The organism is Rheinheimera sediminis, from assembly GCF_004005375.1.
Lineage (GTDB): Bacteria > Pseudomonadota > Gammaproteobacteria > Enterobacterales > Alteromonadaceae > Pararheinheimera.
In genome coordinates this window covers 177,625-194,320 of record NZ_RZUF01000003.1, presented here as the reverse complement: position 1 = coordinate 194,320, position 16,696 = coordinate 177,625, and the positions used below count along the sequence as shown (strand labels likewise).

21 protein-coding genes are annotated in these 16,696 nt (G+C 44.9%); 8 read left to right on the top strand and 13 right to left on the bottom strand.

What is annotated here, in order from left to right:
• Positions 1-49: 49 nt before the first annotated feature.
• From EMM73_RS03090 to zapE, 6 genes are all read right to left on the bottom strand, one after another.
• A complete protein-coding gene (locus tag EMM73_RS03090) occupies positions 50-787 on the bottom strand; it encodes a cytochrome c1 (protein ID WP_127684987.1) in 738 nt (245 codons plus the stop codon).
• A complete protein-coding gene (locus tag EMM73_RS03085; RefSeq protein WP_127684986.1) occupies positions 787-2,061 on the bottom strand; it encodes a cytochrome b in 1,275 nt (424 codons plus the stop codon). The genes EMM73_RS03090 and EMM73_RS03085 overlap by 1 nt, the downstream gene beginning before the upstream one ends.
• Positions 2,061-2,651: a ubiquinol-cytochrome c reductase iron-sulfur subunit gene (petA, locus tag EMM73_RS03080; protein ID WP_127684985.1), complete on the bottom strand. Its 591-nt coding sequence runs from the start codon at positions 2,649-2,651 to the stop codon at positions 2,061-2,063. Before petA ends, EMM73_RS03085 begins: the two co-directional genes overlap by 1 nt.
• A 497-nt stretch (positions 2,652-3,148) precedes the next feature.
• Positions 3,149-3,541 (bottom strand): 30S ribosomal protein S9, encoded by a 393-nt coding sequence (gene rpsI / locus EMM73_RS03075; RefSeq protein ID WP_008899943.1) that lies wholly within the window; start codon positions 3,539-3,541, stop codon positions 3,149-3,151.
• Between the two features lie 12 nt (positions 3,542-3,553).
• Positions 3,554-3,982 (bottom strand): 50S ribosomal protein L13, encoded by a 429-nt coding sequence (rplM, locus tag EMM73_RS03070; RefSeq protein ID WP_008899944.1) that lies wholly within the window; start codon positions 3,980-3,982, stop codon positions 3,554-3,556.
• A gap of 176 nt (positions 3,983-4,158) precedes the next feature.
• Positions 4,159-5,253: a cell division protein ZapE gene (zapE, locus tag EMM73_RS03065; protein WP_222422583.1), complete on the bottom strand. Its 1,095-nt coding sequence runs from the start codon at positions 5,251-5,253 to the stop codon at positions 4,159-4,161.
• 124 nt (positions 5,254-5,377) lie between these two features.
• Between zapE and EMM73_RS03060 the strand changes: the two genes are divergently transcribed.
• The 3 genes from EMM73_RS03060 (at position 5,378) to EMM73_RS03050 (ending at position 8,439) form a co-directional block, all read left to right on the top strand.
• Entirely contained in the window at positions 5,378-5,830 is a 453-nt protein-coding gene (locus EMM73_RS03060) for a Z-ring associated ZapG family protein (RefSeq protein ID WP_127684984.1), read from the top strand.
• A gap of 76 nt (positions 5,831-5,906) precedes the next feature.
• Positions 5,907-7,268 carry a Do family serine endopeptidase gene (locus tag EMM73_RS03055; RefSeq protein ID WP_127684983.1) on the top strand — a complete coding sequence of 454 codons (1,362 nt, stop codon included), beginning with the start codon at positions 5,907-5,909 and terminating at the stop codon, positions 7,266-7,268.
• A gap of 148 nt (positions 7,269-7,416) precedes the next feature.
• A complete protein-coding gene (locus EMM73_RS03050; protein ID WP_222422582.1) occupies positions 7,417-8,439 on the top strand; it encodes a trypsin-like peptidase domain-containing protein in 1,023 nt (340 codons plus the stop codon).
• A 67-nt stretch (positions 8,440-8,506) separates the two neighbouring features.
• On the opposite strand, the gene murA is transcribed toward EMM73_RS03050, so the two are convergent.
• The 7 genes from murA to EMM73_RS03015 are packed head-to-tail and all read right to left on the bottom strand — an operon-like array spanning position 8,507 to position 13,057.
• On the bottom strand, positions 8,507-9,769 hold the full coding sequence (murA, locus tag EMM73_RS03045; RefSeq protein WP_127684981.1) for a UDP-N-acetylglucosamine 1-carboxyvinyltransferase: 1,263 nt from the start codon (positions 9,767-9,769) through the stop codon (positions 8,507-8,509).
• 9 nt (positions 9,770-9,778) lie between these two features.
• Positions 9,779-10,036 (bottom strand): BolA family protein, encoded by a 258-nt coding sequence (locus EMM73_RS03040; RefSeq protein ID WP_127684980.1) that lies wholly within the window; start codon positions 10,034-10,036, stop codon positions 9,779-9,781.
• Complete coding sequence (locus tag EMM73_RS03035) at positions 10,026-10,337, bottom strand: STAS domain-containing protein (RefSeq protein ID WP_127684979.1); 312 nt, start codon at positions 10,335-10,337, stop codon at positions 10,026-10,028. Before EMM73_RS03035 ends, EMM73_RS03040 begins: the two co-directional genes overlap by 11 nt.
• Positions 10,324-10,989 carry an MlaC/ttg2D family ABC transporter substrate-binding protein gene (locus EMM73_RS03030; RefSeq protein ID WP_127684978.1) on the bottom strand — a complete coding sequence of 222 codons (666 nt, stop codon included), beginning with the start codon at positions 10,987-10,989 and terminating at the stop codon, positions 10,324-10,326. Before EMM73_RS03030 ends, EMM73_RS03035 begins: the two co-directional genes overlap by 14 nt.
• A 2-nt stretch (positions 10,990-10,991) precedes the next feature.
• A complete protein-coding gene (gene mlaD, locus EMM73_RS03025; protein ID WP_127684977.1) occupies positions 10,992-11,459 on the bottom strand; it encodes an outer membrane lipid asymmetry maintenance protein MlaD in 468 nt (155 codons plus the stop codon).
• A 3-nt stretch (positions 11,460-11,462) separates the two neighbouring features.
• Positions 11,463-12,245 carry a lipid asymmetry maintenance ABC transporter permease subunit MlaE gene (gene mlaE / locus EMM73_RS03020; protein ID WP_127684976.1) on the bottom strand — a complete coding sequence of 261 codons (783 nt, stop codon included), beginning with the start codon at positions 12,243-12,245 and terminating at the stop codon, positions 11,463-11,465.
• Positions 12,242-13,057 carry an ATP-binding cassette domain-containing protein gene (locus EMM73_RS03015; RefSeq protein ID WP_127684975.1) on the bottom strand — a complete coding sequence of 272 codons (816 nt, stop codon included), beginning with the start codon at positions 13,055-13,057 and terminating at the stop codon, positions 12,242-12,244. Before EMM73_RS03015 ends, mlaE begins: the two co-directional genes overlap by 4 nt.
• Positions 13,058-13,389: 332 nt before the next feature.
• On the opposite strand from EMM73_RS03015, the gene EMM73_RS03010 reads away from it, so the two are divergent.
• From EMM73_RS03010 to lptB, 5 genes are read left to right on the top strand one after another with little or no spacing between them, the layout of a single operon-like run.
• Complete coding sequence (locus tag EMM73_RS03010) at positions 13,390-14,358, top strand: KpsF/GutQ family sugar-phosphate isomerase (RefSeq protein WP_127684974.1); 969 nt, start codon at positions 13,390-13,392, stop codon at positions 14,356-14,358.
• Positions 14,358-14,915 (top strand): 3-deoxy-manno-octulosonate-8-phosphatase KdsC, encoded by a 558-nt coding sequence (gene kdsC / locus EMM73_RS03005; protein WP_127684973.1) that lies wholly within the window; start codon positions 14,358-14,360, stop codon positions 14,913-14,915. The genes EMM73_RS03010 and kdsC overlap by 1 nt, the downstream gene beginning before the upstream one ends.
• Entirely contained in the window at positions 14,912-15,466 is a 555-nt protein-coding gene (gene lptC / locus EMM73_RS03000) for an LPS export ABC transporter periplasmic protein LptC (RefSeq protein WP_127684972.1), read from the top strand. The genes kdsC and lptC overlap by 4 nt, the downstream gene beginning before the upstream one ends.
• A complete protein-coding gene (gene lptA, locus EMM73_RS02995; protein ID WP_127684971.1) occupies positions 15,456-15,950 on the top strand; it encodes a lipopolysaccharide transport periplasmic protein LptA in 495 nt (164 codons plus the stop codon). Before lptC ends, lptA begins: the two co-directional genes overlap by 11 nt.
• Positions 15,950-16,672 (top strand): LPS export ABC transporter ATP-binding protein, encoded by a 723-nt coding sequence (gene lptB, locus EMM73_RS02990; RefSeq protein ID WP_127684970.1) that lies wholly within the window; start codon positions 15,950-15,952, stop codon positions 16,670-16,672. The genes lptA and lptB overlap by 1 nt, the downstream gene beginning before the upstream one ends.
• The last annotated feature ends 24 nt before the right edge of the window (positions 16,673-16,696 follow it).

The window sequence follows — 16,696 nt, the reverse complement described above, 5'->3', positions numbered from 1 at the left end:
AAAATACAAAGGGGCCTCTCGGCCCCTTAAAAGGCTAACATCTGTGTCCTTAGTGGACATCTCTCCAGTACTCTTTCTTCAGCAGGAAAGCGAAGATAAAGAAGATACCTAAGAAAATCAGAACTTTAACACCTAAGCTACGAGATTCCAGTTTGGAAGGCTCACCGACGTATTCCAGATAGTTCACCAAATCAGCCACTGTACTGTCGTATTCTTCAGTGCTTAACTCACCTGAACCATCAGTTTTAATACCTACATTCACTTCTGTTGGCACACCATCGACCAGACGTGTTTCAGTAGCTTTGTAAGGAATGCCCTGTAGCTCCTGTAACACATGTGGCATACCTACCATTGGGAACACTTCGTTGTTCACGCCAAATGGACGGCTTGGATCCACGTAGAATGAACGCATATAAGTGTACAACCAGTCTGGCCCACGAACTCGAGCCACGTTGCTTAAATCTGGTGGGGCAGCACCAAACCAGTTTGCCAGATCCGCTTTAGGAGCGGCGTTTTTAATATGGTCACCCACTTTATTGGCCGTGAAACCTAAGGTCTCCATACCAATATCGTCAGGAATACCTAAATCACGGAAGGTACGTGAATAACGCTGGTATTCCATCTGGTGACAGCCCAGACAATAGTTCTGGAATATACGGGCACCACGTTGCAGCGATTCCTTGTCCGTGAGATCAATAGGTGCTTTGTCCAGAGGTACTGTTGAACCTGCGGCTATAGCAGCGCTGGATACTACCAGCGCCAATACAGTAAATAACGTTTTAATCATTAGGATAACCTCACTGGCAACGGCTTGGTTTTCTCATTTTTGCTGTAAAACCATAACAGGCCAAAGTAAGCAAAATAAGTGAAAGAGAAAATCTGCGCTAACAAGGTATAAAACGGCGTCGCTGGTAATACACCTAGCACACCTAAGGCGACAAAGCTGATGCAGAAATTAACCAGGTTCGCTTTGTGCAAAGTGCTGCGGTAACGGACAGAGCGCACAGGGCAACGATCCAACCAAGGCAACAAGGCCAGGAACAGAATAGCCAGGAACATAAAGATCGCACCAAACAGCTGATCAGGCACAGCACGTAAAATGGCGTAGAAAGGAGTGAAATACCAAACTGGCGCTATATGGTCAGGCGTTTTCATTGGGTTTGCAGGTTCAAAGTTTGGCGGCTCTAAGAAGTAACCACCACCTTCAGGTGCAAAGAAAATTACAAAACAGAAAATAAACAAGAAACCCACAACACCCACAATGTCTTTCACTGTGTAGTAAGGGTGGAAGGGAATAGCATCAACGATAATCTTCTTACCACCTTTGGTGAAATACTGATGGAAAGTAAACTTGTCAGAGACGTTGTTTTCAATTTTTTCGCCGTTGTTTTCACGTTTTACATCAATACCGTCCGGGTTATTTGACCCCACTTCATGTAAAGCAATGATGTGCAGGAATACCAGAACCACTAATACCAGTGGTAAAGCAATAACGTGTAAAGCAAAGAAACGGTTTAAGGTTGCGCCAGAAATGACGTAGTCACCACGGATCCACAGCGTTAAATCATCACCAATCACCGGAATAACACCGAAGATAGAGATAATAACCTGAGCACCCCAGAACGACATCTGACCCCATGGTAATAAGTAACCCATGAAAGCTTCAGCCATTAAGACTAAGAAAATCAGCATACCGAAGATCCACAGCAATTCCCGTGGTTTCTGGTAAGAGCCATACATCATGCCACGAAGCATGTGCAGGTAAACCACAACAAAAAAAGCAGATGCCCCGGTAGAGTGCATATAACGCAATAACCAGCCGTACTCAACATCACGCATGATGTATTCAACAGAAGCGAATGCACCTTCAGCACTTGGCACGAAGTTCATCGTTAACCAGATACCGGTGAGGATTTGGTTCACCAGTACTAACATGGCTAAAGAGCCAAAAAAGTACCAGAAGTTAAAGTTTTTCGGTGCCGGGTACTGCATCACGTGGAGATTCATTTTCTCCATAAATGGCATGCGGTACTCAATCCAGCTCATAAAGTTTTTAAACATTAAGCTGTCCCCTCATCTTCACCTATTAAAATGGTGGTGTCATCGACAAACATATAAGGCGGAATCATCAAGTTCTTAGGTGCCGGGACGCCAGAGAATACCCGTCCTGCCATATCATAAGTTGAACCGTGACATGGGCAGAAGAAACCAGAAGGCATGCCTTCAACCTGAGCTTCAAAATCTTTCATAATATAGGTTGGAGAACAACCAAGGTGCGTACAGATCCCCACAGCTACAAAAATTTCTGGCTTTTTTGAACGGTGAGTATTTTTTGCGTAATCAGGCTGTTGCGGGTCTTCAGACGCTGGATCACGAAGTTTATCATCGAAATTAGTTAAGGTTTCCAACATAGCTGGAGTCCGTTTAACGATCCATACTGGCTTGCCACGCCACTCAACCCGAATTAACTGCCCGTCTTCGAGTTTGCTAATGTCGGCGGTGACTGCAGCACCAGCTTGTTTAGCTTTTTCACTCGGATTCCAGGAAGCAATAAAGGGAACAGCAGCTCCAATCGCACCAACCCCACCAACTACAGAAGTTGCTATGGTCAGAAAGCGACGGCGACCATGATCTACAGGCGCATTGCTCATCCACTCATCTCCACGTTAAACGCTTAAATACTGATATTTTAAGCGGCTGAATTACAGCGATTATTATAAGTTGAAAAATACGGCGGATCATAATGAAAAGCCCTGCTTTACACAAGGATTTAGCCGAATTCTCTTTGTGATGACACTAGTTTTTCGACGAAGTACCGAACCAGAATAGTCAGTAAAACTTTGCATCACCATGTTTTAACCCGAAAAAGGCATTTCTGATATGAGCTAGCGCAAGTGTCATGACATAACATTAAAAGAAATGTTGCCTGAAGAAGGCCTGCTCGCTCAAGCTCACCGCTCGTTATGGTGAGTGTATACGTTACAAGTAACAAAAGTGGCGACTAATAAAGACATTTAAATAGTAAAACATAAAAAGAGAACGGCAACAGAGCTGAACAAGACTGCAACCTTCTTTAGAGATAAAATTCTACTGAATTATTAAATAAAAAACCCGGTACAAGACCGGGTTTTTTGCAACAAAAAACGAATTAACGTTTTGAGTACTGTGGACGCTTACGAGCTTTATGCAGACCCACTTTCTTACGTTCAACTTTACGGGCGTCACGAGTGACGAAACCAGCTTTACGTAATGCAGGGCGCAGAGACTCGTCGAACTCCATCAGAGCGCGGGTGATACCGTGGCGGATTGCGCCAGCCTGACCAGAAATACCGCCACCTTTAACAGTGACGTATAAGTCAAACTTGCCTACCATTTCCACTAACTCTAATGGTTGCATAACAACCATACGAGCAGTTTCACGACCGAAGTATTCAGTGATAGAGCGTTGGTTGATAACGATGTTACCTGAACCTGCTTTGATGAATACACGAGCTGTAGAGGTCTTACGACGACCAGTACCGTAATATTGATTAGTTGCCATGTTCTGCTCCGATTAGATATCTAAAACTTGCGGTTGCTGAGCAGCATGTTGATGCTCGGCGCCTGCATATACTTTTAACTTACGGAACATAGCGCGGCCCAGAGGACCTTTAGGCAACATACCTTTCACGGCTGCTTCCAATACCATCTCCGGCTTCTTCACAAGCAGTTTTTCAAAGTTAATTTCTTTGATACCACCTGGAAAACCACTGTGAGAGTAGTACATTTTGTTTTTTGCTTTGTTACCAGTGACAGTCACTTTATCAGCATTTACAACGATGATGTAATCACCGGTATCAACGTGTGGAGTGAACTCTGGTTTGTGCTTTCCGCGTAAACGAAGAGCGATCTCAGTTGCGATACGACCAAGTGTCTTACCTGTTGCATCAACAACGAACCAGTCACGTTGAACGCTTTCTGGCTTAGCAGTAAAAGTTTTCATCTAAAAACTACCCAAAAAAAATAACACTGTTACACCTAACACAATCTTCATTGTGTCGCTTATCGCACCCCTTCGAGTACATAAACTGCCAGGCTACGGCAGTTTCAGGCTGTAACGTGGGCCGGGCGCGGATTATATAGTAACCAATGATAAAAAACAGCCATTTACAGAAAAAATTACGGTAAATGTTGTCTCGCCAGATAATCCTCTGACTGCATTTCCTGCAAACGACTTAAACAGCGCTTAAATTCAAAGGATAAAATGCCCTCTGTATAGAGCTGTTCCATCGGCACTGCAGCAGAAATAATCAGTTTGACGTGGCGTTCATAGAACTCATCGACCAGCGCAATAAAACGTCTGGCGACATCGTCACGGGTTTGCCCCATCTGGGTCACATTGGACAGTAAGACTGTGTGATAACACTTACTCAGTTCCATATAGTCATATTGACTGCGGGCTGTCTCGCACAGCTCCGGAAAATCAAACCAGATAATACCGTCGGCTTCTTTGCGGCTGGTTAAAGTACGGCCTGCGATTTCAATTTTGGCGTCGCTCTGTCGAGGTTCAACCGACAAAGCTAGAAAATACTCTGCCAAATTACTGTCAGCTTTGGTATCAAGCGGCGAATGATAGATTTCAGCCTGAGTTAAAGTGCGCAGCCGGTAGTCAATACCACTATCGACGTTGACAGTTTCAGTATGTTGTTTAATCAGCGCTATCGCAGGTAAAAATCGAGCTCTTTGCAGACCGTTTTTGTACAGACCATCTGGCTCTATATTGGACGTGGCAACCAGCGTGATACCGCGGGCAAACAGCTCCTGCATCAGGGTGCCTAAAATCATCGCGTCCGTAATATCTGAGACAAAAAATTCATCAAAACACAAAATATCAGTTTCAGCTTTAAAACGATCGGCCACTATTTTCAATGGATCAGACACACCAGGCAGAGATTTTAACTCCTGATGTACTTTGTGCATAAAGCGGTGAAAGTGAATCCGAAGTTTACGGTTAGTCGGCAGGCATTCGTAAAAGGTATCGACCAGATAAGTTTTACCCCGGCCTACGCCGCCCCAGAAATAGAGACCTTTCAGTGGCTTTATTTCTGCTTTTTTGCCTAACAATTTATCGAGAAAACCTTGTTTTACCGGTTCGTCCTGCACAAATTGCTGATACAGACGTTCCAGATGCTGCACTGCATTTTGCTGGGCCGCATCAAACAGAAAATCTTCGCGCTGGAGGTCTTGTTGATATTTTTGCAGTGGTGTAATCATGCCAGATATTGAAAAATAACCCAGTGAACCCTAAATAATGGTCGTAATAGTAACATGCCTTACCACTCTGGATAAGAAGATAGGTTAAACTATTGTTGAACTAACTAATTTTTCAGGAGTTGTTATGACTGTTACTTTTGCCTTGGCCTGGTTAGTAGCTGGCTTAGTGGTTGGCATAGTGGCAACCCGCTTGTACTGTTTGCGTCAATTTAATCAAAGCAAACTTCAGGTGGAGCTAAACGAAACCAAACAACAGCTGCAGCAATATCGTAGCGATGTTACAGAGCACGTAGAGACCACTCATCAACTGATGAGTCAGCTTCACGAGAACTACGAAAAAATTGCCCGCCATATGGCTCAGACCAAGATGCAGTTGATCGAAAGACCAACTTTTGACAACCGTAGCGAACTGAATTATTTCTCAGCGGATACTACGGCACAAATACGCCAGTCGATCCATAAACTGGATGAGCGTCGTAAAGTGAAGGATGAACCATCCTATCAGCCATTGGATTATTCCAATACCGCCAGTGGCTTAATGAAAAATAAAACTGAACGAAACTCATCAGACAACTGAACTTTTCGACTGGTAAAGCATTCTTAGTGGCGTCATCTGTACAGTGGCGTTGTACGTATAAAGGAGCATTACCTATATGAAGTCGCAGTTATCTTTAGTTACTGTCAGTATTTTAGCCGCTTTTCTGCTGGCGCAACCCGTGCCAGCTCATGCCAAGCTGCCGTTTTTTGGTGCTGGCGATCAGGAAATGCCAAGCCTGGCTCCCATGTTGGAGAATGTCACTCCAGCTGTAGTGAATATCTCTGTTGCCGGCAGCCGAGAAGTTCGTCAACGTTTACCTGGTGGACTGGAACAATTTTTGGGCCGCCGGGGCGAGTTACGTCAAGAACAACCCTTCCGAGGTTTAGGCTCAGGTGTCATCATTGACGCGAAAAAAGGCTATGTGGTAACCAACCATCACGTGATCAATGAAGCCTCCGATATTCAAGTGACCTTAAAAGATGGTCGTAGCTATAAAGCGAAAAAAATTGGCGAAGATCCAGAAAGCGACATAGCGTTGCTACAAATTGAAGCTGAAGATCTAACCCAGGTTGAACTGGCAGATTCAGATATTTTAAGAGTAGGTGATTTTACTGTAGCCATAGGCAACCCCTTTGGCTTAGGTCAAACCGTCACTTCAGGTATTGTCAGTGCTTTAGGCCGCGGTGGTTTAGGTATTGAGGGTTATGAAGATTTTATTCAAACCGATGCAGCCATCAATAGCGGCAACTCAGGCGGCGCTTTAGTCAACCTTAAAGGCCAGTTGATAGGGATCAATACAGCGATCATTGGGCCTAATGGCGGCAATATAGGTATAGGCTTTGCTATTCCTGCCAATATGATGAAAAACCTGGTAGCGCAGTTTATTGAATATGGCGAAGTGCGTCGTGGGGCCTTAGGTGTACGTGGCGGTGATTTAAACGCTGAAATAGCTAAAGCCATGAACACTAAAACCAGCAAAGGTGGTTGGGTACAAGAAGTGATTCCAGGCTCAGCAGCCGATAAAGCTGGCCTGAAAAGCGGTGATATTATTACCCATCTGAATGGTAAAAAGATCGAGTCTTTCACTGAAGTTCGCGCCAAAATTGCAACTCTGGGTGTAGGCAAAGAAATAGCTTTAGGTATTTTGCGGGATGATAAAGCGCTTACAGTGAAAGTGACGCTGGAAGCCGCAGAAGCAGCCACAGCTGAAGCGAAAGTGCTACATCCGATGCTTGAAGGTGCCAGTTTAACTGATGGTAAAACACCGGACGGTGAAAATGGCATAGTCGTGGATGAAGTGACCGCCCGTTCTCCGGCAGCTGCTTTAGGCCTGGAAAAAGGTGATGTCATTATTGGTGTCAGCCGCAGCAGAGTAAATAACACCAGAGAACTACGTGAACAGTTAGGTAAAAGTACCGGCATTATTGCACTGCAAGTACAACGTGGTAATCGTATTCTTTATGTATTAATACGTTAAATTTTTGCAGTAGCAAGCCTTCGGCTTGCTACTGCATCTTCGGATTTAGTGTTATGCTTGCAAAATCTTTTTTGTTTCGTAACGTCACCCTGTGCCCAAACTTCTGATTAGTCTCTTAAAAAGCATTGCTTACGGCCTTGCACTCGCTATGCTGTGGTTGGTTTTTTTCGATCAGAACCAAGGATTAAACCTTAATTTCTGGCAGAAAAAAGAAGCTCTGCCTGCACCCGTGTCTTATTCCAGAGCTGTGCGAGCCGCAGCCCCAGCTGTTGTAAATGTTTATACAAAAAGTACAACTCAGGACCCTCGCTCTTACCAAAGCAGAACTATAGAACGCCAGGAATTAGGTTCTGGTGTCATTATGAATGCTCAGGGTTATGTGCTGACCAATTACCATGTGGTCTACGGAGCGGACCAGATTTCGGTAGCTTTGCAAGATGGTCGGGTTTTTGATGCCATTTTAATTGGCCAGGATCAATTAACTGACTTAGCTGTATTATATGTTGAAGCCGACAATCTTCCTGTAATCCCGCAAGATGATAACTTAGAGCCTCAGGTTGGCGATGTGGTGTTGGCTATAGGTAACCCATTTAACCTGGGGCAAGCTATTACTCAGGGTGTGATCAGCGCAACAGGGCGTGGTGGTTTGAGTCCAGCAAACGGCTATGCCGACTTTATGCAAATGGACGCAGCTATTAATGCAGGCAATTCAGGCGGGGCTTTAATTAACAGTAACGGCGTATTAGTGGGTATCAATACAGCCGCCTTTCAGCGCCAACGGAATCAGGACATCCAGGGGATATTTTTTGCGGTACCCTATCACTTAGCCAGTAATGTATTGCAGAAACTAATCCAACACGGTCGTGTGATTAGAGGATATCTAGGCGTTAGTGGCGATCCTGTAGTCAATCCTTCCGGAGATCCGATGATCTCCACTGCTCAAACTTTATTTGGTGTCAAAATCAGCGCCATAGAACCCTTAAGCCCTGCCGCTATAGCTGGTTTAGAAATTGGCGATATATTACAGAAAATTAATGGTGTTACCTTAACCAGCGTGCATCATGCGCTGGATTTGATTGCGGAAACACAACCAGATACCACCCTAATTGTGTCGATTGAACGGAATGGCAAGGCGTTGACTGTGCCGGTGGTAATCAGGGAACTAAACTAAGGCAGTTCCAGCAAACTGAAATAAAAAGCCAGTGACTAAGCACTGGCTTTTTATTTAAAGCGACCGATCAGGCAGGAGCATTGATCCTCTGGATATTGGCACCTAAACCTTTTAGCTTATGCTCTATTTGTTCGTAACCCCGGTCTATATGGTAGATACGATCGACCACTGTCTCCCCTTCAGCCACTAAGCCTGCAATGACTAAACTGGCAGAAGCTCTCAGGTCAGTTGCCATCACTTGAGCACCTGTCAGCTTGTCGCTGTGCTTAATCAGTGCTGTGTTGCCTTCCAGCTGGATATCAGCTCCCATGCGTTGCAACTCTGGTATATGCATAAAGCGATTTTCAAAAATCGTTTCTGTCACCATACCCACGCCCTCTGCAACCACATTCAACACAGTAAACTGCGCTTGCATATCAGTAGGAAAACCAGGGTGAGGCACAGTTTTAACGTTAACAGATTTTAGTGCCCGCCCAGTCATATTCAGACGGATCCAATCTGATCCCGTTGTTACTTCAGCCCCAGCTTCACGCAATTTCTCAAGCACCACTTCCAGCTCAGCAGGAGAAGCTTTTAAACAGGTCACGTCCCCACCTGTAACAGCAGCAGCCACTAAAAAAGTACCGGTTTCAATGCGATCTGGTAACACTGTATGGCAAGCGCCATGCAGCGTCTCTTTACCCGTAATGCGAATAGTATCAGTACCTGCGCCTTGAATATCAGCCCCCATAGCAATAAGGTAACGGGCTAAATCCACCACTTCAGGCTCACGAGCAGCATTTTCAATAATGGTTAAACCATCAGCAAGCACAGCAGCCATCATCAGATTCTCAGTGCCAGTGACACTGACCATATCCATAAAAATATGTGCACCGTGCAAGCGGCTTGCTTTGGCTTTAATATAACCCGCCTCTACAGTGATTTCAGCGCCCATTTTGCGTAAACCGTCGATGTGCAAATTCACTGGACGAGCACCTATAGCGCAGCCGCCTGGTAACGATACTTCAGCATGGCCAAAACGGGCTAACAAAGGCCCTAAAGCTAAAATAGAAGCACGCATGGTTTTCACCAGCTCGTACGGCGCCATCTGACTGTGGATAGCTGTAGCATCCACTGTCACCTGATGGCCATCACGGCTGACTTCAGCACCAAAAATACGCAACAATTTAAAGGTGGTATCAATGTCTTTTAAAACCGGAACATTGCTCAGCACCGAGGGCTGTTCAGCCAGAATAGTGGCGAATAAAATAGGGAGTGCGGCGTTTTTAGCGCCGGAAATAACAACGTCACCTTTTAAGGTGGCGCCGCCTGAAACCAGAAATTGTTGCATCTTTAACTACTATACAGGTGGGTTAAGTAATTTTTCACGACGCCATTGAGTCGGCGTGAAGGTTTTTATCGAAACGGCGTGAATACTACCATCAGCAATAGCTGCCATCAAAGGGGCATAGATCATTTGTTGCTGTTTCACCCGGCTAATGCCCTCGAAGCAGTCTCCAACGGCAGTCACCGCATAATGACTGCCTTCAGCTTTTACATAAACTTCAGCGAGTTTCAATTCTTCAGTTAACAGCTGTTCAATTTCATTACACTGCATCGCCTTTATCCTCTTCTACCAGTGGCAACAAAGCCAAAACATCAGACAACCTGGCCAGAGAAATTAATTGCTCTGGTACATGATACATTTGGATAGCTAAACCAAGCTTTTTAGCCTGTGCGATCTGATGGAGTAACCATGCAAGACCTGCAGTATCCACCAGAGCCAACTGGCTGAAATCAAAGACCACAGTGCCTTTTAAGTTTTTTAATAACTTAAAGGGCCACTGTGTAGGCACAGTATCCCGGTCTAACGCGCCGGAAAATAACAGTGTCTGTTGTTGTTGACTAATTTTTAGCATTATTACCCTGCATAGGCGCTGTAATAGGAGCCTTTGACTTCTCCACTAACAATGAGGTGACACTGGCTAATCCTTGTTGGCGGATCAGATTGCCAAGCTCTGCTCTTTTACTGTCTAACAAAGAGATACCTTCAGCCACCATATCAAAGACCTGCCAGTTTTCAGAGTCTTTAGCACGGCGTAGTTTGAACTCGATATTGATATCTGGTTTACCAGGGTCAATCACCCGAGTTTTAATAGTAATAATGTTTTGGCTACCCACAGCACGGGCAGGTTCAAAAATCACTTTCTGATTTTTATACTGAGTTAATGCCCCAGCATAGGTTGCTACCATATAATCTTTAAAAGCCACTACAAAAGCGTCACGATCTTCTTCTTTTGTTTGTTTAATGTAGTTACCAATCACTCGGAAAGCGGCATAACGACTGTCAATATAAGGGACCAATTCCTCGTTCACTATAACCCGCAAATGCTCGAGATTCTTTTCGATCACAGGTTGATCATTGGCAATACGACGAAACGTCTGATCGGCCACAGCTTCAATCATTTTGTAAGGATCGTTGTAAGTTTTAACTTCAGCAGCGCACACCTGAGCAGCGAATCCAAAAGAGAGCAGAGTTATAGCTGCAATTTTTAAAAACAAATTTTTCATGCTTAGTTACTTCCTCTGTTAAACAAGAACTGGCCTATTAACTCTTCCAGCACAATAGCCGACTTAGTGTCTTCTACATAATCACCACTTTTCAAAATAGAGACAGTTTCATCAACAAAACCAGGCTGTAATCCGAGATACTGCTCCCCCAACAAACCTGAGGTCAAAATAGCCACAGAACTGGTTTCTGGAAAATTGTTGTATTGACTATCAATTTCCATCGCCACTACAGGAGAATACTCTTCAGTGTCCAGATTAATGGAGCGTACACGGCCAACTACAACCCCACCCACTTTAATAGGCGAACGCACTTTTAAGCCGCCAATGTTTTCAAACTTGGCATACAACATATAAGTTTCGCCAGATCCCGCCATACCGCTGTTCGCCACTTTCAGGGATAACAACATAAAAGCTGCTATAGCCAGCGCAACAAATAGACCTACCAACACTTCGATTTTGCGAGATGTCATTTTTTATCCACCAAACATTACTGCTGTTAATATAAAGTCAAAACCTAAGACCGCCAGAGAAGATGTCACCACAGTTTGTGTGGTGGCCTGGCTAATGCCTTCAGAGGTCGGCACCGCATCAAAGCCTTTATGTAAGGCTATCCAGGTCACAATCAAAGCAAACACAGCACTTTTAATCACGCCGTTCATAATATCCTGCTGGAAATCAACGTTGGCTTGCATGGCAGACCAATAACCGCCGCCATCTACCCCTAACCAGTCCACACCCACCAGATGACCACCTAAAATGCCTACGGCAGTAAATATCATCGCAAGCAGTGGCATGCTAATCACGCCAGCCCAAAAACGCGGCGCGATAATACGGCGCAGCGGATCCACAGCCATCATTTCCATACCTGACAACTGCTCAGTCGCTTTCATCAAACCAATTTCAGCTGTTAAAGCGCTACCAGCCCGGCCGGCAAATAACAAAGCTGTCACTACAGGACCCAATTCTCGCAACAGACTTAAAGCTACTAGCGGGCCTAACATTTGTTCAGCGCCAAATTTCGATAGCACTGTGTAACCCTGCAATGCCAGCACCATGCCGATAAACAAACCTGACACCAGAATGATCAACAAAGACAACACACCAACCACATACAACTGCTTCAACAATAAAGGGAAGCTTTTACGTGGTGTTGGCCAGGCGACTAAAGCACCAAACAACATAATAGTTGCCCGGCCCATGCCTTGAATTTTAGCAATACTCTTTTGTCCGAGTTGCTGTAACTTATCCACTATCACTTGGCTAACTCCATTAATTCAGCACTATAACTGGCTGCTTTAAAGTGGAAAGGCACAGGGCCATCAGACTCTCCCTGTAAAAACTGCTGTACCAGAGCGGAAGGATGAGCTCTCAGCTCTTCCGGCGTGCCATGCCCTATGACTTTTTGTTCAGCGACCACATAGACATAATCAGCAATACTCATGACTTCATTCACGTCATGCGATACAACTACAGAAGTGAGACCCAGCGCATTGTTCAAAGAACGGATCAGACGTACTATCACCCCCATAGAAATAGGATCCTGCCCCGCAAAAGGCTCATCGTACATAATAAGCTGAGGGTCCAGCGCTATAGCACGAGCTAATGCAGCACGACGAGCCATACCGCCAGAGAGTTCGGCTGGCATTAAATCACGGGCACCACGCAAGCCTACAGCCTCTAATTTCATCAGTACCATCAGGCGAATTATTTCTTCAGGCAAGCGTGTGTGCTCACGAATTGGGAAGGCGACATTGTCGTAAACCGACATATCGCTGAACATGGCGCCGCTTTGAAACAGCATGCTCATTTTTTGCCTGGCTTTATACAAATCTTTGCGGTTCAACTGAGGTATATCCTGGCCGTTGATCAGAATTTTTCCTTGCTCTGGCTTTAACTGACCACCAATCAAACGTAAAAGTGTAGTTTTACCAATACCGCTCGGGCCCATAATGGCCGTCACTTTTCCACGCTGAAACTGCATGCTCATGTCATCATAGATCACACGGTCACCACGTTTAAACGTCAGGTGCTGAATGTCTACCAGAATATCTGACACGTTGATCCTCATTTAAAAACAATAACGCTTATCGCTCAGATGAAAGGCGCGCAATATACCTAGGCACAGTAGCGACTTCAAGCCAAACGGAATAGTAAAAGCCGCCCATTGTATAGGTTTTTCACAACGACAACCTTATAAAAAATAGTAACAACTGATTGCAAAAACAGAATAATTACTTTGTTTTACTTATTCTTTTGCATTTAATCCTAATAAACACGAAAATATCCGTTTCTATATGGCCGCAAAGTGTGCCGCGCTGAAAATGAATCGCAGCTTAATGCTTGAGCTATCTCTATGATCATTCGAAAAAACAAGCAACGACTAATTGATGGGGATTTTGCATGACTCTGGACTTTCGCCCTCAGGCCCTGCAGGTATTAAAGATTGAAGCAGCGGCTGTTACCCAACTCGCTCTTTACATAGACGAAAGTTTTAATATGGCTTGCCAAATGATGTACGACTGCAAAGGGCGGGTGATAGTAGTTGGTATGGGCAAATCAGGCCATATCGCCAATAAAATTGCGGCTACCCTGGCTTCAACAGGCACCCCTGCTTTTTTCGTTCATCCGGCTGAAGCCAGTCACGGCGATCTGGGCATGATTACGACTGACGATGTAGTGCTCACGATTTCTAACTCGGGTGAAACTGCTGAAGTACTGACTATAGTGCCAGTACTGAAACGTCGCGGTATTAGAATGGTCGCAATGACAGGTAGACCAGACTCTACTTTAGCAACCTTATCTGATGTTCACCTCTGTGTCCGGGTTGAACAGGAGGCTTGTCCCTTAGGCCTGGCACCAACAGCCAGTACCACTGCGACCTTGGCGATGGGTGATGCAATAGCCGTGGCGCTTTTAGATGTGCGTGGATTTTCTGCGGATGATTTTGCGTTGTCCCATCCGGGTGGCAGTCTGGGTCGGCGTTTGTTACTGCGTTTAGAAGATGTAATGCATTTTGGTGATGCCTTGCCTGTTGTGCATCAGCAAGTCAGTCTGAAAGAAGCTTTATTGGAAATATCCCGCAAAGGTTTAGGCATGACTTCTGTGGTGGATGATTCAGGCAAACTCGTAGGATTATTTACCGATGGCGATTTACGTCGGGTCCTTGATCAGCAGGTCGACTTACACACAGCCAGTATAGCCACTCTGATGACCAAAAACTGTGTTACAGCCAAACCTGCTATGCTGGCAGCAGAAGCTCTTCAAATTATGGAGCAACGCAAAATTAATGGTCTTATTGTGGTAAACGAGCAAAAAGAACCTGTAGGTGCATTGAATATGCATGACTTGTTAAAAGCAGGAGTGATCTGATGTCCAGTTTATTTACCCAGATGTATCAGGTGGTAAGCCCAGAGATAGAACACAAAGCCAGACAGATCAAATTAGTGATTTGTGATGTAGATGGTGTCTTTTCTGATGGCCGAATTTATATGGGTAATCAGGGCGAGGAGTTAAAAGCCTTTCACACCCGTGATGGTTACGGCATTAAAGCCTTACGTCATGCAGGTATAGAAGTTGCGGTCATTACCGGCCGCGATTCTGTGATAGTACAACAGCGTATGACCTCACTCACGGTGCAATATATTTACCAGGGTCAGGAAAATAAACTGGCGGCTTTCGCTGAACTCCAACAAAATCTCAAACTCGAAGCCTCAGAAATTGCCTTCATTGGCGATGATTTGGCAGACTGGGCTGTGATGCAATATTGTGGTTTAAGTGTTACGGTGCAGGACGCTCATCCTTATCTGTGTTTGCATGCTGATTACCGTTGTACTTTACCTGGTGGCTTTGGAGCAGTGCGTGAACTTTGTGATTTGCTACTGATCAGTCAGGGCAAATTTGCTGAATTCTCAGGAAGTAGTACATGATCCGTCAGTTTTTTTGGTTAATTCTTGTTGTGGCCGCTGCAGCTGGTTTTTACAGCTGGCAATTACTTGAGCAAGACAACAAGACTGCACCAGAGACTCAGGATAATCAGCCTGACTATGTGGCTGTGAACCTGACCCGCATGATTTACGATGAACAAGGCCATCTATCGGATCTGATCCGTGCGCAACGTATGGAACACTTCGAACGTTTTGGCTTTTTACAATTTGATTTCCCTATCTACACCATTTATCAGCAGAAAGTGCCATTATGGCAAGTGACAAGCGAACAGGCTGTGCTTTATCCTGATGATAAACTCATTCTTGAACACAGAGTGGAGTTGCGTAACATGTCGCCAGATCCACTGTTCACACGAATAGAAACTAACGCGGTTGAGCTTGTGTTCAACACAAATACCCTGCAGTCAAATGAGCAGGTACGGATTTTCGGGCTGGGTTTTCAAATCACAGGTAAAGGCATGCTGGCCGATTTGGACGAACAGAATATTGAGTTGAAACAGCATACAAAAACGGTTTATTACAATGAAAAGTAACATTATTTTACTCAGCCTTTGTCTCGCATTCAGTGGCTTTTGCTTGGCGGGCCCTGACGATTTTAAAAAAGAAATTCAGGTAGGCTCAGATCGCCAGTTTGGTTCTATTAAAGACAAAGTCATGACCTTTGTTGACAACGTCAAGGTACAACAGGGTAGCCTGCTGATTGAAGCGGATAAACTTGAAGTGCTAGCTACTGCGGGTAAAGGCAAGGAAGTATTTATTGCCTCGGGTAAACCTGCTAGTTATTCCCAAATGCTGGATGGCGAAAAACCTATAAAAGCCAAAGCCAATGAAATTCGTTATGACGTCGCCGAAGGTACGCTGGTGCTGACAGGCAATGCGGAACTAAGCCAGAATGGTAGTATGGTGCAAGGCGCTATCATTAAATACAATTTGGAAAAACAGGAACTGGAAGCTGAATCTGACGGTAAAAAGACCGAAAGAGTTACCACAGTGTTCAGCCCTGAGGGAAAAGAATAATGAAGTTAATCGCGTCCCATCTGGCTAAAAGTTACAAAGGCCGTCAGGTGGTCAAAGACGTCAGTCTGGAAGTAAATGCGGGACAAATTGTTGGATTGCTTGGCCCAAATGGGGCTGGAAAAACTACCACCTTTTATATGATCGTTGGTTTGGTTCCCTCAGACAAAGGCCGAATTACACTGGACGATAACGAGATCACTTTTGATCCTATCCATGCCCGGGCACGAGCTGGTATTGGTTATTTGCCACAGGAAAGCTCAATTTTTAGAAAATTGACCGTCTACGATAACCTGCTGGCGATTCTGCAACACAGAAAAGATTTAACCGAAGATCAGCGCGAAGAAAAAGCCGATGCCTTACTGGACGAATTTCACATAGGCCATATCCGTAACAGCCTTGGTATGAGTTTATCCGGTGGTGAACGCCGCAGGGTGGAAATAGCGCGGGCACTGGCTGCCGATCCGGCATTTATCCTGTTGGATGAACCTTTTGCTGGTGTTGATCCTATTTCAGTGTTAGATATTAAAAAAATTATTCAGCATCTGTGCCAACGAGGCATAGGCGTGCTTATCACCGACCACAATGTGCGCGAAACGCTTGATGTCTGTGAAATTGCCTATATTGTAAGTCATGGAGAACTGATTGCTGCAGGTACACCGGCTGAGGTTTTAGCAAACCAGCAAGTTCGGGATGTCTATCTGGGCGAGCAATTCAGGTTATAGTTTAAAACAAGATCCGAATAGGGT